The organism is Paenibacillus endoradicis, from assembly GCF_024721975.1.
Map to the genome: position 1 here is coordinate 103,446 of NZ_JANQBB010000002.1, position 21,443 is coordinate 124,888.

A 21,443-nucleotide genomic window follows, 5' to 3' on the forward strand; every position below is an offset into this window, starting at 1 on the left:
TACGTAAGATTACATAATCTGTACATATAGGTTTATTTTTCATACTAATGATTTTCAATTACTCATATGAACAGATAGACGATTTTACTTAATTCATGGACTATCCTACCCAAATGCGTTACGATACACCGAAATTCCCTAGCGTTGCATTAATGTTCTACGCATCCTCGTAACCTTCTTTCTCATTGATACAACGATAGTGGAGATTATAGGAAATAAAGAATACAGTTTTGTTATCATTCCGTACGCATAGAAAAAAGAGCCTTAGATTCGCATCTAAGGCTCTTTTCTCGTTGAAGGAGTTACATCTTAACAAATTACTAGCTACATAAATTAGATCTTATAAGCTTTCATTGCTTTACGAAGCTCTTTCCAGCTTGGACGTTTACCGTACATCAATACGCCAGTACGATAAATTTTAGCGGATAGCAATACCGTTAAGTAGATTGTAACAACTAGAATACCTAGTGATAATAATACTTCCCACATCGGTGTATCCGTTAATCCGATTCTTAATACCATAACGAACGGAGAGAACAATGGTATAAAGCTACAGATTTTCACTAATAAACTATCTGGTGTAGAAATACTGAAAATTGCAATATAGAAACCAGCTAATGAGATAAATGTCATCGGCATCACCGCTTGACCTAAATCCTCAGTTCTACTAACGATAGAACCTAACGCTGCATACAGTGTTGCAAATAAGAAGAAACCAGTTAAGAAATACAGTACCGCGAATACTAGAAGCATCGGATCAACTAATGATAGATCAATATTGAATCCTGCAAATACCTCTTTATTATGTGGAAGATTAAGATTGATTAATCCAACTCCAATGTATAGCGCAAGTTGAGAAAGAACAAGTAAAAACATACCTGTAATTTTACCGAACATACTAGTAAGTGGAGAAACACTAGTAATCAATACTTCCATTACGCGAGAGCTTTTCTCTGCTGTCACTTCGGATGCGATCATTTGTCCAGAGATCATCACCGCCATGAATAAGAAGACGATAATGAAGTAAATCACACCCATATTAACTCCTTGCTCCGCTGCATCTTTACCTTCTGCTTCACCGGTTGTACTGGAACCAATTTGCACAGAATCAATAACGATAGGTGCTTGAAGCTGTTTCCATTGATCATCAGTAAGGCCTGATTGAGATAGAATGCTTTGTTGTCTTATCACTTGAAGTCCAGTCTCAATCTGAGATGCAATGGAGAACTCCATTAACTTCTCACTCTTTACAATAATTTCTGGGAAACCACTTTCAGTTACCTTTCCAAAGACGATATAACTGTATAATTCACCTTCGTTCAGCGCTTTCTTCAGTTGTTCTTCATCTTTAGTAGCATCACCTGTAGAGGCAAAACCTTTGAAGTCAAAATTACTATTACCAGTAGCAGTAAAGTACTCTTGCAGCTGCTTACCTGTCGTTGCTGCTAATTCATTATCCGTACTTTGCGAATATCCAATCGTTTTAACTTTATCCCCTGAATCGAATTGATTCATAATAAATGGAATATGAATAACTGCTGATATAATAAGCAGAAATACAATAGTAGAGATTAAGAAAGGCTTACCTTTTAATTTGTTGAATAATGTAAACCGAACTACTGTCATGAAATTATTCATGCGCTTCACCAACCGATCTAATAAAGATTTCATTCAAAGTAGGTTCTTTCAATTGGAAATGTTGAATATCTGATTGTGATAATGCATGATTCAAAATACGTTTTGCAACGTCTTCACGTTCTATTTCAATTTCAAGGCCATTCTCGTGACGATGAACTGCTTTTACACCTTCAATATTTTCTAGACCTGTGACTTCTTTGTCTGTAGCAAGTAACACTTTTTCTTTCGGGAATTTACTCTTAATTTCCTTCACATTACCTTTTACTACTTCATTCGAACGATGTAATATTGTAATATTACGGCATAATTCCTCAACATGCTCCATGCGGTGAGTAGAGAATACGATACTTGCACCTTCATCACGTAACTCTTTCACTGTTGCTTTCAATAGTTCAACATTAACTGGATCTAGTCCACTGAATGCTTCGTCCATAATAAGAAATTGTGGTTTATGAATAATAGCTGATATAAATTGAATCTTTTGTTGATTACCTTTCGATAATTCTTCAACACGTTTACTATAATTTTCAGGAACACCGAAACGTTCCAACCATTCCTTCAAGTTACGATCAGCATCTTTAGCTGACATACCTTTTAACTGTGCAAGATAAACTAATTGCTCGCTCACTTTAATCTTCGGATACAAACCACGCTCTTCCGGCAAATAACCAATATTGTTCAATAATGATTTGTCATATGGTTTTCCGTTATATTGAATATGTCCTTGATCAGGATAGATTAGACCAAGAATCATACGCATTGTCGTTGTTTTACCAGCACCATTGGCCCCTAGCAGACCATAGATTTCACCTCGACCGACTTCAAATTGTACTCCGTTGACTGCAGTTTTGTCAGCATACTGTTTGTATACTTTGTTAATTATTAATGGATTCACAATTTCCCCACCTCTACATTAATTTGAAAAATGACCAACTTGATTTATATGTTGAAGCAGTATGTCATCAAGCTCTAAAAGCTGCTTCGTATGAACTTTAATCCCATTTTCCAAAAACCATTGCTCTGCTTCCCAAGCTTTTGAGATCATCACTTCAAGATGTTGACCGCTATTATTTTTATGCGACACATAGCCAGGAACATGCCTTATATCGCCTAGTTGCTTATCGCTACTTTCCACAAAATACGTTGCCCAACTTCGAAGCAATTCGTCTTTCTCATAAAAGCCCAGTATTTTACCATTATACTGGAATATAATGTAATCTGCTAATCTTTTAACTTCATCTACAATATGAGTAGCCATTAAAATAGTCTTATTGCCTGACTCCATATATTGATGTAAAGTCTCTATCATCGATTTCCAAGCAATCGGATCAAGTCCCGATGAAGGTTCATCTAGTATTAATAGATCTGGCTGATGCGATAATGCTAGACAGAGATCAAACTTACGTCTCGTTCCTTTCGACATCTTTTTCAATGGAATATCATCTCTTGTATTGAGCAGTGACAATAATCCTTGATACGTTGTTTCATTCCAATTCCGATACCATTTCGAGTTAAATTTAGCTTTATCTGAGCCTCGCATGTATGCGTCATAGGTAGAGGGTAGCTCACGAACATAACCAATTCTTTGCTTTAATTCATCATCATTCTCTAGTCCGAGCTGATGATCAAAAATCGTGATGTTCCCTTTGCTAGGTTTCATAAAGTTCATCAAGCAATTGAATAGTGTGCTTTTTCCTGATCCATTCGGACCAACAATTGCCGTGACATACCCTTCAGGAATAGATAATTGTAGTGGACCCAGCGTAAATCTATCTCTCATCACTTTCATATCGGCAACGACAATCGCTTGTTTCTCCATCTCTATCCTCCTAAAACTTTTCATCACTACTTCGAGTAACTACCTTGAAATGAAAAGTTACATCGGAAGCATAAAATTTTTATAACTCATACTTTTGAATACGTTCCATCAGTAATTGTTCTAGTTCATCCTTGGAGCATTGCACACGCCTCGCTGCTTCTATAAGTTGATCAATCGCTTCTATCACAACGGATTGTTTCTGATCTACTCGAGATTGTTCTTCAACTAATGATACATACGTACCTGTTCCTTGCTTCGTTCGAAGTAAACCTTCAGTCTCAAGATCACTGTATACACGTTTTATAGTAATAACACTACACTTCAATTGAGAAGCTAATTCTCGTATAGACGGAAGTAGTGTACCTGCAACCAATGTCCCGCTAATGATCAATGCTCTAAGTTGTACCTCAATTTGAAAGTATAGCGGCTCTGCACTTTGCTCGTTGATTTGTATTGGAAGCCGCATTAATATTCACCTGCTTTGAAAGTAATCATATATTTCTTTTTCTAAAATTAGGAGTAATCACCCTGTGAGCAACAAAGATTGACGCTATAATGACAAGTGGACTAATGATTATTACAATCAAAGGATGCCGTCTGGCCAGTACGTCTAGTCCCTGTAGTAAGCTATATTCACCTAACACATAGTAGAGTATTACTGTCCCGATGAGTACGAAGGGGAAACACCATGATATGATTGAATATGTCTTGAATGAAAATACCATTTCACAACATAAGAAAGCAAAATTCATTACTAATGATATCGCTAGAAATTGTAATCCGTGTAACGCAAGAGGTACATAATCAAACGAAACATCGGTTAATACCATCGCAATACTTATTAATCCGTAATAGAGGATAATTGACGCTATCGTGTAGAGTGTAACTCCAATAATTCTTGACCAAACAATTTGATCTTGCTTGATCGGTAACGTTCGCCAGTAGATAAGTCGCTCTCCAAGTAGATCTCGCTTCATATCACCTATTGTATAAAGATGTGTTGCTATTAATCCAATCATAGAGAAAAGAATGAGTAGCATATACTCCGTAACCAGCGAATCAAGTTCTATCCCTTCTACAACAGCACCAATAAAAGAAGTGTAACTAAATAGTGCTACATACAAAATGAAAACTATGAACGTTAGATTTTTCCATCGTGCATTTTTTATATCTTGTTGAACGAGATATCTTACTCCTTGCCAATAACTCATCGAGCTTCCTCCCTCATTGCCCTTGACTATCTTTTTATGCGAAGTTTAGTGTATATACTGTATATATCTATATACACAGTATATACACAGCAAATGAAACTGTCAACACATTTTTGTATATAATTCCCTATTAGATATCGGTACTCATTTTTGATTGAAACGGAACTGTTCACTAGAAATAATAAAAGGACTATCCAGAAAGTCGAGATAGTATCGACACTCTGGATAGCCCCACACGGTTGAACTCACTCACCTGATGTGAAAGACACCAAATATTATTTCAAAATTCGTAGATTCTAATTCTAGTCACTGAATCCAAATACGATTGGATAGACTACAGCTTAGCTCATATATACTGCTTTTCCAGTACGTGCCGATTCGTATATTGCTTCTAAAATTTCAGACACAACGCAAGCCTGTTCTGGCGTTACAACTGGATCCTTATCTTGATCGATTGCCTCAATCCATCTTCGCGCTTCAACGTCAGAATCACTATCTGATTGACCTTCATAAAACGCTACTCCACCTGCACTCAAATCAATCTCAGTCGTATAAAGACGACTTAGCTTTTCACCATTAATGCGAAGGCCATCTTTCATATCTGCTCCCGCCTCGGTACCGCTCAAGCTGCACTTAGCCTCATCGATATCAAGTGAATTCAACGCCCAGCTAGATTCAAGCATAATGGTAGCACCGTTTTCCATAACAATCATGCCAAATGCAGAGTCTTCAACTGTAAATTGTTTCGGGTCCCATGGTCCCCATGCATTTGCAGCATTTTCTCTTTGAGAAAGCTCATGATACTTCGTACCAAGTACAACCTTCGGTTTGTAGTTGTCCATAAGCCATAATGTCAAATCAAGTGCATGTGTACCAATATCAATTAACGGGCCGCCACCTTGCTTCTCTTCATCAAGAAATACTCCCCATGTCGGAACTGCTCTTCTACGGATAGCATGAGCTTTGCCTAAATAAATATGACCTAGTTCTCCTGCTTCACAAAGTTGCTTCAAATATAAACTATCTTGACGGTATCGATTGTTATATCCAATCGTAAGCTTTTTACCTGTTCTTTTCGCAGCTTCAACCATTCTTCTTGCATCTGCCGCAGTCTTAGCCATCGGTTTTTCACACATCACATGCTTATCTGCCTCTAGCGCAGCAATTGATATGTCAGCGTGCGAATCATTCGGTGTTAGAACATGTACGATATCGATCGACTCATCCAATAATAACTCCGTGTAATCCGAATACACTTTTGCTTGATCGCTGCCATACTTCTGAGCCGCCTCTTCAGCACGACTCAATACAACATCGCAAAAAGCAACAAGTTCTACATTTTCTAATTTACTCAAACTCGGTAAGTGCTTTCCATTTGCAATTCCGCCACAGCCAATAATACCAATACGATATACTTTACTCATCTATATACACCTCAATTTTCATTTTATTTTATTTGCTGCGCCCTTCTGTATGCCGCTGGTGTCATTCCCTTGCATTTACGAAATACAACATGCAAATAGGAGGAGTTTGAGAAGCCTTCTGATTGAGCAATTTGTTCAATCGATAAGTCACTTTCCTCAAGTTTCAGGCAGACCGCCTGCATTCTTATATCCTCCAATACTCTACTAAAAGGCATTTGAGGATCACAATGCTTGAATACTCTTTGTAATTGTCTTGAACTAATATTTAGCTTTTCAGCAACGTTTTCCAGCGTTAAGTTGGCCGAATAATTCGCCTCTATATATTGAATTGCGTATTGGTAACGATGTGCAACCATATCCCGACTCGGAGCTTCTATTCCCACTTTACCAGAATCGTAGGCTCTGACCGATTTTAATAGAATACTGATTACTAGCTGCCTAATTGAAGTATAATATCCTGTGCTTTTGGCATCACACACTTTATATGCTTCCATGAAGCACTCCATAGCCTGGTGACTGTCATAAGTTGGAATAAGCGGGAGCTGGCTTAGCTTTTCTATGCACTGTTTAGCCTCAGCTGCCTCAAACGGATCAATGTCACTTCTGAATTTATTCATGATATCCACATGTAGGCAAAACTCATCCATTGCTTCCTTGGTATCCGCCTCCTGATAATGCATCACACCTGGTCCAGTTAAATAAAACATACCTTCAGATAGCTTAAACGTTTGATCCTCTAGAATAACCTTGCCTTTACCTCTAGGAATAAAATGAAATTCATATTCCGAATGATTATGAAAATCAATGTATTTTCCTGCAGGAAATGAAGTTAAATGGAATCTTAATACACGGATCTCATAATGACCCCAAGGAATGGAAATATCCAGCCTCTCCAAAATATCACTTTTCTCGATTATTTCAGTTAAAGAAGTAACTTTCAATTCCAATCCCTCCAATCACTATGATAATTAATTCTATATCGAGATGACGTTTCCTTCGCTCGCAGAACGATTGGCAGCTTCGATCAAGCGGGTAAGCTCGACAGCAATTTCTATATTTTCTACAGCAAGTGTATTTTGTTGAATATGACTAACCCACTGGTCAAATGAACTTTCTCTATTTTCCGGTATCGGAACCTCTAGCCAACCTGCACCAGAATCCGCAGCTTTATTTGATCTAAGCAAAATTTTCTCTTCTGGTGTACCATATAATAGCGTACCTTCAGTGCCATGAACTTCTATTGAAAATGGCGAATGACTATTAACAAATCCGGCTTCCACTATTCCAATAGCACCGGACTCTGTATACAAAGTCGCGACAGCATTGTCTTCAACCTCTTTACCTGTTATATGACCAAAGTTTGCGCTCACCGCTGTAACTGGCTGATCCAAAAATAATCTGGTCAAATACATCGGATGGCAGCCAAGATCAATTAAAGCTCCACCTCCACATTGCTTCAAATTGAAAAAATGGTCCGGTAGCCATCCTGCAATCGCTCCATTGTGGGAAAGACGAACTCTAACATAAGTAATAACACCGAGATGACCTTCATGCAAAACCTTTTGGATTGCTTGCGTATAGCCATCATTCAACCGAGGTAAAGAAACGGTCAACTTCACACTACTATTATCAACTTCCTTAATGATATCATTCACTTCTTGCACGGTAGGTGCAATGACCTTTTCAGTAAATATATGCTTGCCTGCTTGCGCAGCAGCAATGATCAGTTTCTGATGAATATTTGTCGGTGCATCTACAATAATTGCATCAAGCCCTTCAACTGCCAGCATATCCGCGAACTCTTCAAAATAAGGGACATTGAGCTGCTCTGCTGCTTTTCTTCCCCGTTCAGGATCTTCATCCCATACTGCGGCAATAACTGTATCTTGATGCTGCTGGGCTTGTTTTGTATAATCCCAAGCATGAACATGCCAAAAGCTTGCTTTACCTATTTTTATACTCAATTGCAAGACCTCCTACCACCTATAATATCGTGACACCTTACATATAAAAATAACATACAATTTCAGTATTTTTAATATAATGTTACGACAAATATATTTAATTTCGCGACACGATTTTCATTAGTTTGGAGAATAATTGATCGAGGATATTTATTGAAAAACAAAGCAAGAAAACAAAAAAGGGACCCATCGTCATTTTAACTGACTTATTGGGTTCCCTCTTGTGCTTTCTTAACTATTGTTTGAATAATGCATCAATAAATGGTTGCGTATGTCCACCTGGATAAAATATGTATAGCAAGAAGTATACCGTTACACCAGTAATTGCTGTAACGAACCAAATGACTGCCGTTACTCTACCAACTTTACGATGCTTCGAATATTTCTTCTTATAGCCAAGAGTCAATGTTGTAATCCCAAAGACTGCTGCTACCGTTGCTAATACAATGTGGAAGAATAAGAAGACTAGATAAATCGTCTTCAAATTTTCAGGCCCGCCCCATGTTGTGTTACCAACAAAAATAGTTCGTGACGCATAGATAATAAAGAAGATGATCGCTGTTATTGCTGCCCAGAACATCATTTTTTGATGTTCTTCACGCTTCTTATTCAGTATCAACTTCCAGCCTATGGCAACTAGTATCGCACTAAGTGCGATAAAGAAGGTGCTAATTGCGGGTAATATTTCAAATTCAAATGATTCCATTGATTGACCTCCCCTAGTCTATCTTATTTGTTATGATTCACTAACATAGCCTCTTTCAACAGTTTTGCATCAAGATCTTCTTGCTTATGTTCTTTGTTGAACCAGTCACGGAATACGAATCCGAGTAGCACACCATAAGTAACCTCTTGTACTAACTTCATAATGATTCCACCTGTTTGCTGATCTTCAACGACAGTGAACATATTGAAAAATTGCGGACCTTCAAATTGTGCGAGTAAGTCTCTTGGATCTCCTGGTACGCAATACCCCATTGCTTGTGCCCATACTTCAGGATCACTATAAATAGAATACAATGGTGCACTCGTGAAAATAATAAGCGCACATGCTGGAGTAAGTAACACACCGTTAGCAAAAATATAGGCCATCTTTTTCACATGTGCAAGCTTGGCCCACTCTTTAACAGGCGTAATGACATGCCACCACATCATAAATGCCATAATCAGCATCACTACGTAGTATACACGATGCACTGTGAAATGGGTCATGACATAATCATGAACAATTGGGATATGGTAGATTGAGAATGTCATATTGAACAGTATCAGCGTAACGATCGGATGCATAAGAAATTTGAACTTTTGCCATATGGGAGCAGAAAATACTTTTTTCCAAACAAATGAGGGAATTGATGCTAATACCATCGGAGGCACGATCAAATACGAGACCGACATATTTACCATATGGAATGAGAACATAATATGCCCTAGTAAGCTTGATGGTCCACCATTTGTTATGTAGTACAATATTGCAGCTGAAATAAATAAAGCGATTTGTCCACCTGATGCTTTCTTTTCCATTGGAAAATGTTTCTCGCGCCAAGGACCTATTATGTACAAATATGCGATAACGACTGCAATTGTAGCAAATAGAAACATTGGACTCCAAACTGCTTGAAACTTAAAATATTGTAAGCCTAACATATTAAAGCTCCTTTCTTATGCAAAACAACATCGCTAGCTACAAAATAAGAGGGTCCAATTAAGGACCCTCTTTCACTTAATTAGTTATTACTTCCATTCTACCATCTAGTCCAGAACAACGCCATAATAACACAAGTAAATACTACGACAACACCGGTCAATATCGCAATTATAGCGAAAGTGTGACCACGGTCTTTCATATGCATCCAGAATGCCATCTGAACGAATACTTGCAGTATTGCTAGTACGACTAACATGATGTAGATGAAATTGGTATTGATCTCACCCGCCATTACAAGAGCGAAAGAGATGAACGTTAACAGAATGGAAAAGATAAACGCAATAATATGCTTTTTGGAGCCTTCTGGCTTCGTCTGCTTCGCGTTCGAATGATTAGAAGTCGTTGGACTACTTGCCATTTTATTAACCCACCTTTCCCATCAAGTAAACAACTGTGAAAATGAATACCCAGACTACGTCGATAAAGTGCCAATACATACCGAATAGGTAAACCTTCGGTGCCGTAGTTGTATTCAATCCTCGTCTAGTCAATTGGAAAAGAATCGATCCTGCCCATAGTAGACCGAAAGCTACGTGAGCACCATGGAATCCAACCAATGTATAGAACGATGTACTGAATGCACTAGCTGAGAATGTATGACCTTCATGTGCGTAATGAATGAACTCATAAATTTCCAATCCTAGGAAACCTAGTCCGAGAATCATCGTAATAATTAACCAATTAATTAAAGCTTTTTTGTTGTGCGCATGCATCGCTTGAAGTGCAAATACACTAGTCAAGCTTGAAGTAAGTAGTAGAGCAGTTGCAAGCGCTACTAAGCCGAAGCTGAATAGTTCATTACCAGACACACCACCATTAATTTCATGACGAAGTGTTAAGTATGCCGCAAATAGCGTACCGAATAATACGGTTTCACCACCAAGGAATAACCAGAAGCCAGTAATCTTATTACGACCTTCGAGCGTAGCTCTTTCTGGCTCATGAGGTAGATGATCGTCTACATGTGAATGTGCACTCATGATTTAACCCCCTGATCCTTAAGAATTTCGTCTTCTTCAATATGGAATCCATGATCATCAATTAATGAACGAAGTCCCATACATCCGAAAGTAATAAGCAAGCCAATAATACCTACTGCATGACCTACTGTAATGAAACCTAGTGTACCCCACTCTCCAGAGTACATAAATCCAAATCCTGTAGTAAACAAGCCGATACCCATAATAAATGGCAGAATAGATGCATTTGGCATATGAATTGGTCCAATTGGTTCAACTGGAGTCATTTCCGTATTACCTTCCATTTTTTCATGCCACCATGCATCATATCCACGAACAAGTGGAGTTTGTGCAAAGTTATATTCAGGTGCTGGAGAAGAAATTGTCCACTCAAGTGTACGGCCATCTTCCCACGGATCATTCGCGCAACCTTTAGGTTGTCTGAATGTAATAATAATGTTGATTAGGAATAGGATTGTACCTACACCCATCAATAAAGCACCGATTGTACTAATGAAGTTTAAGTTATTGAAGCCCATACCATCTAGGTACTGCCATACTCGACGTTGCATACCAAGAAGTCCAAGGAAATGCTGAACGAAGAATGTCAGATGGAATCCAATATAGAATGTCCAGAACGTTACTTTACCTAATTTTTCGCTAAGCATACGTCCGAACATTTTTGGCCACCAGTAATGTAGACCAGCGAAGATACCCATAATTAAACCACCAACGATGACGTAATGGAAATGGGCAACAACGAAGTAAGAGTCATGATACTGATAGTCAGCAGGCGCTGCTGAAAGCATTACACCAGTAACACCACCCATTACGAATGTTGGTACGAAACCAATCGCATATAAGTTTGCTACCGTAAATCTAATCGAGCCGCCCCACATTGTAAATAGCCAGTTGAAGATCTTAATACCTGTTGGTACTGCAATCAACATCGTTGCTACAGAGAACAATGCATTTGCTACTGGTCCAAGACCAGTTGTAAACATATGATGGGCCCAAACCATGAAGCCTAGGAAACCGATCAAAATTGTAGCAAATACCATGGAACTGTAACCGAATAGACGTTTACGAGAGAATGTAGATATTACCTCGGAAATAATCCCGAACGCTGGTAGTATTAATATGTATACTTCTGGGTGACCAAAGATCCAGAACACATGCTCCCAAAGCACGACATTACCGCCGGCTTGTGGATTGAAGAAATTACCGCTAAATAAGCGGTCAAACATTAATGCTGCTAGACCAACTGTAAGAGCTGGGAAAGCAAACAGAATTAGAGCTGATGTAATGAATGAAGCCCAAGTAAACATCGGCATACGCATAAATGTCATACCTGGAGCACGCATATTGATAATGGTAGCTAGGAAGTTAATACCACCAATTAGCGTACCGATACCAGCAATTTGAAGTCCGATAACATAGTAATCCGTTCCGTGATGCTCTGTAAACTGAGTTCCTGATAGTGGTGCATACATTGTCCACCCTGCATCAGGCACAGAACCTGCAATAAAGCTCACATTAAGTAAAAGTCCACCGAAGAAAAATGTCCAGAAACCTAGTGCGTTAAGGAATGGAAATGCAACGTCACGAGCTCCTAGCTGCAATGGAATAATAGCATTCATTAGAGCAAATATAATTGGCATTGCCGCCAAAAATATCATTGTAGTACCGTGCATCGTAATTAGCTCATTATAAAATTGTGCAGATACTACTTCAGACTGTGGAAACATTAGCTGAATACGAATTAGTATCGCTTCTAGTCCACCAACTAGGAAGAAAAATCCCCCTGCGATTAAATACAATATTCCAATCTTTTTATGATCAACCGTTGTAAGCCAGTCCATTAGACCAGTACGACGTTTAATCGCATGCGCATTAGCATGAGCCAAGGTAGGTACCTCCTTTTACACCGATGATTGTAATTTATTCAAAGTCTAGCGTTAGATTAGTTAAGTATTCTGTAATACCCTTAAGTTCTGTTTCGGTAAGCGTGTACGCACCAGACATATGATTTCCTGGTTTGACTGCTTCAGGGTCTTTAATCCACTTGTATAAATTGTTATATACAGTGTCTTCATATTTATACTCTTTGTCGCCCTCTTCTACATTAACAAGAATACCAGCAACACTTTCACGTGAACCAACACCAGTTAAGTTAGGATATAGGCTTACTCCACCATCCTGACCAATTGCGTGACATGTTAAGCATTTGCTTTCGAATGCACTGGCAATTTCCGGATCAGTTGGAAGCGCTACAGCGCCAGTCATTGCAACTCCCCAACGCTCGAAGGAAGAAGGTTCAACTGCTTTTACTTTGAAATCCATCAAACCATGAGATGTTCCGCACAACTCTGCACATTTACCTAAGTAGACACCAGCTTTAGGTGCTGAGAAGTACATTTTGTTGACGTTTCCAGATGGGTTCGTATCAATCTTACCTGCTAATGAAGGAATCCAGAAGGAGTGTAATACGTCAGCTGTAGAAGCTTGAATAGAAATAACTCGATCCGTTGGTACAACTAACTCTTGAGCTGTTGTAATTCCTAGTTCAGGATAAGAAAATTCCCACCAGTATTGATGCGCAGTTACAATAACTTGTAATGCTTCTGGGTCTTTTGAATAATCTTCTGATAAATTAAATACTGATTTCAATGTTGGAACAGCTAGAAGAACTAGAATAATAATTGGAATAACTGTCCAAATAATTTCCAGTTTATGATTTCCTTCCACTTGCTTAGGAATCGTAGTGTCTCCCTTGCGTCTGCGGAATTTGATCAATACAATGATACAAATCGCAAACACTACTATAACAACTAATGACATCATGGTAATGGAAATCTTCATCAAACTAAGTTGTTCTTGAGCAACAGGTCCTTGAGGATTAAGCGTTGACAAATCCTCTCTTCCGCAAGCTGACAGCACAAGCACTAACAAGGCCATCAGAGGCGCCAGGCGTTTTACAAATTGCCACCGTTTCATTAATAATCAACCCCACTTTTGACGTTTTCACAGCAGCCTTATGTATGTGGCAAATAGCCTGCTGCGTATAACACAGATGTTTCACAAATATTGCATTCTAAATCACTTTATTAAATATAAAGTTGTGACAACCTTTTGTCAATGTTCCACAGGAAGTTCACAAATTGTTCTTAAAGCTGTCATATAATAATGAAACTCAAATAATTGGAATTTTATTACTTGATAGTAATATCCTTTTCTTACTTTGTATGCTAATAGTTAACGTTTCCATTTAGTATGGTCAATTATGTATGTCAAAGTGATGAATATTTCTAAGTTACTTAATGAAACAATAGGTGTATGTCAATTAATCGCTTGGAGGAGTTCATGATGAGAAATATGAGGCAAATATTCGCATTGTGTTTCATTCTAATGCTACTTGTTGCAGGATGCAGTAGCGAGGTCGAACGTTACACTAAAAAATATGATAAGAGTGATTATGGGAGCTTACAAGCAAAGCAAACACAAAAAGGGAAAATGATCTCTTTCGGTACAAATCATATTGACGATAATCAGCATATCAACAATTCCGTACAATTTAGTAAGAAGATATCAACTGCTCTTAGTTCAATTGCTGGAGTTGCAGACGCTCGAGTTTTCCTTACCGACAAAAACGCCTATGTTGCAGTCGTCCTTGATAATACAGGTAGAGGTTATGCCAAATCCAATAAATATATTACACAAGATACTTCGACTGACTCTAATATTGCTCCCAATACGATTACAAATAATCCATTCAAAAATTTCATATCAGTAAATGATAATACGCAATTAACCGATCCGTTCAAACAAACGATAGCTGACAAAGTGTTTGAGCTAGCTCCTGAAGTAGAAGAGGTGCATACATCTGCTAATATAAAATTTATGTTCTATATGGATGAATTCGCTAAAGTCGCTTGGAGCAATGAGTCAATTGATACGTATTTGAAGCAGTTTAATATTCTCGTACAACATCAATTCGCTAATGGAATGATCATGCCTACCTCTTTGAATGATTATAGGAATAAATAACCTTTTTTTTCGAGTTTCTTCTATATAATAGAGAAATGCTTCATGAATAGATGAAACAAAGAGAAGAAGTAAGGAATTAACCTTGCTTCTTCTTTGCTTGTTGTTCCAGATATGCGATTGTTTGTAGCAATCCACGCTTTATGTCTTCTAGTTTCGTTTGTTCTGCTAATTGCTCACTTTGTAAATTCACTTCAATAGCCCGTTTATCAAGTGTAAATAACGAAAGTGATTGGTCGATCGTGTACTGCGCAATAAATACGTCTTCGTATTTCAAATTTACAGTATCTAATTGCTTCTTAAGCCATACCTCAGATATTCCATTACTTCTCATTGTTTCTAAATCCATTGAACCATCGACGATTAAAGTAATCGGCTCTTTCTCTGGTTCAATCGTCATGCCTAACATATTGGGCGTTAATGGATTAAAATCTTGTTTCAAAAACACACTTATATCTCCATTCGCTTCAATAGATGCACTTTCCACATCAGATAACTTATAGACATCTTTGTTTCTTAAGCGTTGGAGCAGCTCTTCTACCGTATACCGCTCTTTGTGTAATGCATCCTTAAGGACGATGCCATTGGCAATTAGCGTTCTTCGATTCCCGTCAACAACTGAACGCGTTTTTTTGCTTTTAAGAGTCCAATATTCCAATAACATGGTAATCCCGACCCAAATAATTAAAGCAATGATGCCCAGACTCCACAACTTATCATCTTCCATTGCAATATAAGCAGCGATATTTCCGATACTTATGCCGGAAATATATCCGAACAATGATATTTCTGAAAGTTGGCGCTTACCCAGCATCTTTGTAAGGATAAACATTACTAATAGAGCTATTAGTGTCCGATATGTAAGTTCAAATACGTCATTCATGGTGATCCCTCCCTCAAATAGTATTGCCATTGGTTGGGAAGAAATACATGAGAGGTAGTTCAAAAAGCGGACTTTGATAACGTTGATTGACTTAGTAGGTTATTCGACATCGAAGATGAAGCGAACTTGGAAAGTCCGGTACGCGTGTACCTACTACGTACACTTGCGTTTCCTCCTTTCTCAAGTAGCGCTCCATCTTCTCGGTTCTTAAAGCCCACTTTTTGTACCTTTATTGGAATTTGTAGTTCAAAAAGCGGACTTTGATAACGTTGATTGACTTAGTAGGTTTTTCGACATCGAATATGAAGCTAACTTGGAAAGTCCGGTACGCGTGTACCTACTACGTACACTTGCGTTTCCTCCTTCCTCAAGTAGCGCTCCATCTTCTCGGTTCTTAAAGCCCACTTTTTGAACCTTTATTGGAATTTGTAGTTCAAAAAGCGGACTTTGATAACGTTGATTGACTTAGTAGGTTTTTCGACATCGAATATGAAGCTAACTTGGAAAGTCCGGTACGCGTGTACCTACTACGTACACTTGCGTTTCCTCCTTCCTCAAGTAGCGCTCCATCTTCTTAACTTGCGAAAGCCCACTTTATGAACCTCTAGTTGAAGAGGAAGTTCAAAAAGTGGGCTTTCATTAAAAGATGTAGTTCAATACATTCATCGTGATCACGATGAGTACGTTAAAGTAGACTATTCGGCATCGAATAGTCTACGAAGTTAACTTTAATTATTGTACGACATCGTAGCCTTGATCTTCGATAGCTTCAACGATCGCTTTTGTATTCACTTTAGCCTCATCAAATTTCACAGTTACTTTCTTACTAGCAAGATCTACAGTTCCCTCTGCTCCTATTGATTGCAAAGCTTTCTCTACTGAATTTACACAGTGTCCACAGCTCATTCCATCAACTTTCAATACTACTTCACTCATTATATTCTCTCCTCTTTACTTCATTAATTTGGCTACTGTTACGAGTAGTTCGTCAATTACTTCATGCTCACCAGCTTCAATTCGGTCAACAATGCAGCTTTTCATATGAGCTTCTAATAACAATTTGGCAGTACTACCAAGTGCAGATTGTGCAGCAGAAATCTGGTTCAACACATCATCGCAATACGTATCTTTCTCGATCATTGATTTAATACCACGTATTTGACCTTCAATTCTATTCAATCTAGATACAAGCTTTCGCTTTTCTTCATTAGAATGGTGACTATTTCGAGCTGAGGAATGACAACTATCTGAATTTCCAGCACAATGATTGTCATTATTCTCACCTATTGTTGAAATTTCATCCGCATCTTCTTTGTCCATTATAAAATACCTCCCTAGGGTACATTATTACTCTTAACTATAGCAGTTTATATAGTCACTGTAAAGAAGCTTAGTGTTTGTTGATATTCACTAATTTTAACAAAAAAATCACTTTGAAAGCGCTATTGTATATGATACGATTCACCTAACAAACTTAATTATTGAGGAGCTTATACAGATGATAATAAATTACGCACATCGTGGAGCAAGTGGATATTGCCCAGAAAATACTATGGCTTCATTCATTAAAGCAATTGAACTTGGTGCAACAGGAATCGAGACAGATGTTCAGATGACGTCAGATGGTCAACTTGTGCTCATTCATGATGAAAATTTATTACGAACAACAGGTATCGATAAGTATGTTAAAGATGTCACATTAGCAGAAATAAAGCAACTAGACGCTGGTTCATGGTTCAATGAAAGCTTCTCAGCAGAAAAAATTCCTACTTTAGATGAATTGATGCAACTTGCAAAGCAATCAAACATTAAATTGAATATTGAGATCAAAAGTGGCGTTTTTATCTATCATGGAATTGAACAAAAAGTCATTGATAAAATCTATGAATTTGAATTACAGCATGATGTTATTATCTCTAACTTCAATCATTACTCATTAGCACTTTGCAAACAAATTGATCCAGCGATTACTACAGGTATTCTTTATATGGAGGGCTTATATCAACCTTGGGATTATGCTGCAACCTTACTAGCGGATGCATTACATGCTCCTCGTTATGCAGTTTTACCAGAATGGGTAGAAGCAGCAAAGCAAAACGGAAAAATTTACAATGTGTGGACTGTTAATAATGAGCAAGAAATGAAGAACTTCGTTGCTGCTGGTGTAGCAGGTATTATTACCAATTATCCTGATCGCTTACATCAAATTTTACAAGGAAAGGACTAACTCTATGAGAAAAACTTGGCTGCTTGGCTTTGGATTTTTCAGCATTAGTTTAACCTGGGGGTTGTACAATGCATTTATTCCACTTTTTTTAGACAACTATGTTGTAAAAAGTGCCATGATAGTCGGATTTTTAATGACGATAGATAATTATTTCGGATTATTTCTGCAGCCACTAATTGGACGGAAAAGTGATAAGACAGATACCCGAATAGGAAAACGAATGCCATTTCTTCTTATAGGAATGCCACTTGCCGCCATATTCTGTGCATTAATACCAATGAGTACTAGCTTTTCGTTATTAATTTTATTCATGGTGCTCATGAATCTATCGATGAGTCTCTATCGTTCTCCAACAGTATCTCTCATGCCAGATATTACTGAACCAAGTAAGCGCACGCAAGCTAATGGGATTATTAATTTAATGGGTGGTATTGGTTCTATATTTGCCTTCACTGTAGGTTCCAAATTGTATGATCAACATATCGCATTGCCCTTCTTAACTTCCTCTGTTCTAACATTAATGAGTTTAGTTATACTGATGGTATTCATTCGTGAACGTCGAGATGCACTTGAATATGTACCTCTTACTCCGCAGAAGCATGAAATAGTAAGCCAAGAGCGTGTATGGGGCAGAGCTCATATATTGCTTCGACAAGCGAAGAAAGAACTATCCACTTACAAACAAGAATGGACATTGCCAACGATTTTCTTACTTGGCGCAATATACTTTTGGTTTTTCTCTTATCAAGGCATTGAGGCGTTATTCACATTATATGGAAGAAAAGAACTTGATCTAACGGATACAGAAGCATCTTTCTCTCTTGCCTTTTTTTCTTTGTCATTTGTCGTTGCAGCCATTCCAGCAGGGTACTTAGGACATAAATACGGTAAAAAAAGTACCATTATGTTTGGAGTAGTCGGATTAATCATCGTTTTCTCTGCTATTTCGTTGGTAGATTCTCTGCTGACATTAAGAATTTTATTGTTAATTGGCGGGATTTTCTGGGCACTAATTAACATTAACTCCTACCCATTCGTTATAGCACTAGGTAAAGAGAGTAGTATTGGTACTCGAACAGGTATCTACTATATCGCGTCGTCATTAGCAGCACTATCTTCTCCACCTTTGATGGGTCTTATTGTCGATTTATTTGGCTACTCTTATCTGTTCTATGCAGCATCTGGTGGTATGGTTATTGCTCTGTTCTTCCTGTTCGGAGTGAAAGATCAAGGTCATACTAAACGAACAACAATACATGCTTCTATGTAATCTTCACATTATAAATATTCAACATTATAGACAGATTAGGAGGATCATCTAACTTCTTCAACTGCTATAACAAAAAAAGGATGATATCGCATTTTCAATCTGCGATATCATCCTTTTTTGTTTGCATTAATGTGCTGATTCTTTGAAGCTTCCACCTACAACATCTGCTACAGATTCTACCGCCATAAATGCATTTGAATCTGCTGCTTGGACAATTGATTTTAATTTGGAAAGTTCAATACGTGAAACTACACAATAAATAACTTTCGTATCTTGTCCCGAATAACCACCAGAAGCATGCAGTAATGTTGTTGTACGACCTAAGCGATCAACGATAAGTTGTGATATTTCATCATATTTATTAGAAATAATCATTACGGACTTCGATTCATTCAAGCCTTCTACAACGATATCAATAACCTTAATCGCGATATAATACGTAACCATGGAGTACATGGCTGAACTCCATTCGAATACAAATCCTGCTATTATAAAGATTACAACGTTAAATACCATAATAATGTTACCAACAGAAATTTTTAACTTTTTGGAGATAAGAATTGAGATAACTTCAACTCCATCCAAACAACCACCATAACGAATAACTAGTCCAACACCCATTCCAAGTACCATACCACCGAATAATACAGCTAATAACTTATCATCTGGAAATGGTACTGAATTGTGTAACATTGCCGTTGTTAGTGACATAATTGCTATTCCATACAACGTTGAAAATGCAAATCCTTTACCTAATTGCTTGTAACCTATAATAAGAAATGGAATATTAAGAACGAATAGTAAAATACTTAGCGGTAGTGAAGTAAGATGAGATACCATGATAGAAATACCAGCTATTCCGCCATCAATGATATTATAGGGAACTAGAAATTTTTCAAGTGCGACCCCCATCAATATTGCACCAATTGTAATGAAAATAAATCGTTTGAAAAACTCTCCTTTGGACATTTTACGTTCTCTCCTTATCTTTCTACGAGTTGGCTTGTCATGCTTAATATTGCTCCTGCTATATAATGATTACCTCAGCAAGTGTAGCTCCACGAAGAAAGACAGTACTGAACGATATCTATGTAATGATTATTACTACAGATTTCCGAACTCAACTAATACTTTAATTTCTAACTTTGAGCGTATCAACTATTACCTATTAACCAATTATAACGTCCTACAGAAGTTTGTATTATTTATCATACTATTACTTTTTCTCAATTGCAAAAAAAAAACATTTCACGAAGCAATAAAATCGCTTTGTGAAATGTTCGAATCACTCTGTTATTTTACTGCTGCATCAATATCTTTAACCATTTTCTCAACTGAGATTAATCCGCCACCAGATAGGTACCAGTATTGAGGATCAAGGTAAGTGATATGACCTTCTTTGAATGCATCAGTGTTTTTCACTAGATCATTTTCAATTGTATCTTTTGCATTACCTTCGCCGCCAACTGCTGCTGTACGGTCAATAACGAATAGGTAACCTGGGTTTTTCTCAGCAATATATTCAAATGTAATTTCGTTACCATGTGTAGAAATTTCAAGTGTCTCGTCTACTGCAGGTACACCTAGAACATCATGAATGATACCAAAGCGAGAACCAGGACCGTATGCACTAATTTTACCTTCGTTAGCAAGAACGATTAGTCCTTTTTTGTCAGTTGTAGATACATTAGCTTTTACATTTTCAATAACTTCATTAATCGCAGCTAATTCAGTAGCAGCTTGCTCTTCTTTTCCGAAAATTGTAGCAAGAGTTTCTACATTACTTGTGAATGATTTTAAGTAATCAGCGTTATCAACGCCCATATAGATTGTTGGAGCAATTTTATTCAATTCTTCATATGCATCAGATTGACGACCAGAAATAATAATTAGATCTGGCTTGGCACCATCGATTGCTTCGAAGTCAGGTTCTTTCAAGCCACCAGCGTTAATATAATCAGCGCTAGCATATTTTTCAAGGTATGCAGGCAATGAATCTTGAGGAACAGCTACAATCGATTCAACACCTAGACGATCCAATGTATCAAGTACACCAAAGTCAAATACAACGACTTTGCTTGGGTTGATTGGTGCATTCGTTTCGCCAAGTAGGTGAGTTACTTTGATACTAGTTGGTGCATCAGGTTCTGCAGAATTTTGAGGTGTATTTGTAGTTCCACCAGTTGCTCCGTTATTTGGAGTATTGTTCGTGTTGTTACCACATGCTGCCATAACAATAGCCATTACTAATACTAACATCATCATTGATAAATTCTTTTTCATTATTTTTTTCCAC

At 37.7% G+C, this 21,443-nt stretch carries 22 protein-coding genes; 3 read left to right on the plus strand and 19 right to left on the minus strand.

What is annotated here, in order from left to right:
- Positions 1-333: 333 nt before the first annotated feature.
- The 14 genes from NV377_RS06795 to coxB all read right to left on the minus strand — a co-directional run bounded on the left by NV377_RS06795 (position 334) and on the right by coxB (position 13,720).
- On the minus strand, positions 334-1,638 hold the full coding sequence (locus NV377_RS06795) for an ABC transporter permease (protein ID WP_258200448.1): 1,305 nt from the start codon (positions 1,636-1,638) through the stop codon (positions 334-336).
- Positions 1,631-2,533 (minus strand): ABC transporter ATP-binding protein, encoded by a 903-nt coding sequence (locus NV377_RS06800; protein ID WP_258200449.1) that lies wholly within the window; start codon positions 2,531-2,533, stop codon positions 1,631-1,633. Before NV377_RS06800 ends, NV377_RS06795 begins: the two co-directional genes overlap by 8 nt.
- Before the next feature lie 18 nt (positions 2,534-2,551).
- Positions 2,552-3,457 (minus strand): ABC transporter ATP-binding protein, encoded by a 906-nt coding sequence (locus NV377_RS06805; RefSeq protein ID WP_258200450.1) that lies wholly within the window; start codon positions 3,455-3,457, stop codon positions 2,552-2,554.
- Positions 3,458-3,536: 79 nt separating this feature from the next.
- Positions 3,537-3,923, minus strand: a complete 387-nt coding sequence (locus tag NV377_RS06810) for a GntR family transcriptional regulator (protein WP_258200451.1) — start codon at positions 3,921-3,923, stop codon at positions 3,537-3,539.
- Positions 3,924-3,948: 25 nt separating this feature from the next.
- Entirely contained in the window at positions 3,949-4,668 is a 720-nt protein-coding gene (locus NV377_RS06815) for a hypothetical protein (protein WP_258200452.1), read from the minus strand.
- Between the two features lie 341 nt (positions 4,669-5,009).
- The gene (locus NV377_RS06820; RefSeq protein ID WP_258200453.1) at positions 5,010-6,092 is read right to left on the minus strand and encodes a Gfo/Idh/MocA family protein; all 1,083 of its coding nucleotides are present in this window, start codon (positions 6,090-6,092) and stop codon (positions 5,010-5,012) included.
- Between the two features lie 23 nt (positions 6,093-6,115).
- Positions 6,116-7,033: a helix-turn-helix domain-containing protein gene (locus NV377_RS06825; RefSeq protein ID WP_258200454.1), complete on the minus strand. Its 918-nt coding sequence runs from the start codon at positions 7,031-7,033 to the stop codon at positions 6,116-6,118.
- 33 nt (positions 7,034-7,066) lie between these two features.
- Entirely contained in the window at positions 7,067-8,056 is a 990-nt protein-coding gene (locus NV377_RS06830) for a Gfo/Idh/MocA family protein (RefSeq protein ID WP_258200455.1), read from the minus strand.
- A gap of 235 nt (positions 8,057-8,291) precedes the next feature.
- Positions 8,292-8,762: a DUF420 domain-containing protein gene (locus NV377_RS06835; protein ID WP_258200456.1), complete on the minus strand. Its 471-nt coding sequence runs from the start codon at positions 8,760-8,762 to the stop codon at positions 8,292-8,294.
- A gap of 23 nt (positions 8,763-8,785) precedes the next feature.
- Complete coding sequence (gene ctaG, locus NV377_RS06840; protein WP_258200457.1) at positions 8,786-9,703, minus strand: cytochrome c oxidase assembly factor CtaG; 918 nt, start codon at positions 9,701-9,703, stop codon at positions 8,786-8,788.
- 98 nt (positions 9,704-9,801) lie between these two features.
- Positions 9,802-10,122, minus strand: a complete 321-nt coding sequence (locus tag NV377_RS06845; RefSeq protein ID WP_258200458.1) for a cytochrome C oxidase subunit IV family protein — start codon at positions 10,120-10,122, stop codon at positions 9,802-9,804.
- Positions 10,123-10,126: 4 nt separating this feature from the next.
- A complete protein-coding gene (locus NV377_RS06850) occupies positions 10,127-10,744 on the minus strand; it encodes a cytochrome c oxidase subunit 3 (protein ID WP_258200459.1) in 618 nt (205 codons plus the stop codon).
- Positions 10,741-12,585, minus strand: coding sequence for a cytochrome c oxidase subunit I (ctaD, locus tag NV377_RS06855; protein ID WP_258201139.1), 1,845 nt, complete (start codon positions 12,583-12,585; stop codon positions 10,741-10,743). Before ctaD ends, NV377_RS06850 begins: the two co-directional genes overlap by 4 nt.
- Positions 12,586-12,664: 79 nt before the next feature.
- Entirely contained in the window at positions 12,665-13,720 is a 1,056-nt protein-coding gene (coxB, locus tag NV377_RS06860; RefSeq protein ID WP_258200460.1) for a cytochrome c oxidase subunit II, read from the minus strand.
- 366 nt (positions 13,721-14,086) lie between these two features.
- On the opposite strand from coxB, the gene NV377_RS06865 reads away from it, so the two are divergent.
- Positions 14,087-14,770, plus strand: coding sequence for a YhcN/YlaJ family sporulation lipoprotein (locus NV377_RS06865; protein ID WP_258200461.1), 684 nt, complete (start codon positions 14,087-14,089; stop codon positions 14,768-14,770).
- Between the two features lie 76 nt (positions 14,771-14,846).
- Here NV377_RS06865 and NV377_RS06870 read toward each other — a convergent pair whose 3' ends face one another.
- The 3 genes from NV377_RS06870 to NV377_RS06880 all read right to left on the minus strand — a co-directional run bounded on the left by NV377_RS06870 (position 14,847) and on the right by NV377_RS06880 (position 16,970).
- Positions 14,847-15,650: a DUF421 domain-containing protein gene (locus NV377_RS06870; protein ID WP_258200462.1), complete on the minus strand. Its 804-nt coding sequence runs from the start codon at positions 15,648-15,650 to the stop codon at positions 14,847-14,849.
- Between the two features lie 732 nt (positions 15,651-16,382).
- Entirely contained in the window at positions 16,383-16,586 is a 204-nt protein-coding gene (locus NV377_RS06875) for a copper ion binding protein (protein ID WP_258200463.1), read from the minus strand.
- Positions 16,587-16,601: 15 nt separating this feature from the next.
- On the minus strand, positions 16,602-16,970 hold the full coding sequence (locus tag NV377_RS06880; RefSeq protein WP_258200464.1) for a metal-sensitive transcriptional regulator: 369 nt from the start codon (positions 16,968-16,970) through the stop codon (positions 16,602-16,604).
- A 172-nt stretch (positions 16,971-17,142) separates the two neighbouring features.
- Between NV377_RS06880 and NV377_RS06885 the strand changes: the two genes are divergently transcribed.
- Complete coding sequence (locus NV377_RS06885; protein ID WP_258201140.1) at positions 17,143-17,877, plus strand: glycerophosphodiester phosphodiesterase; 735 nt, start codon at positions 17,143-17,145, stop codon at positions 17,875-17,877.
- Between the two features lie 4 nt (positions 17,878-17,881).
- Positions 17,882-19,147 carry an SLC45 family MFS transporter gene (locus tag NV377_RS06890; protein WP_258200465.1) on the plus strand — a complete coding sequence of 422 codons (1,266 nt, stop codon included), beginning with the start codon at positions 17,882-17,884 and terminating at the stop codon, positions 19,145-19,147.
- Between the two features lie 126 nt (positions 19,148-19,273).
- On the opposite strand, the gene NV377_RS06895 is transcribed toward NV377_RS06890, so the two are convergent.
- Positions 19,274-20,116, minus strand: a complete 843-nt coding sequence (locus tag NV377_RS06895) for a YitT family protein (protein ID WP_258200466.1) — start codon at positions 20,114-20,116, stop codon at positions 19,274-19,276.
- A 324-nt stretch (positions 20,117-20,440) separates the two neighbouring features.
- Complete coding sequence (locus NV377_RS06900) at positions 20,441-21,430, minus strand: siderophore ABC transporter substrate-binding protein (RefSeq protein WP_258200467.1); 990 nt, start codon at positions 21,428-21,430, stop codon at positions 20,441-20,443.
- Between the last annotated feature and the right edge of the window lie 13 nt (positions 21,431-21,443).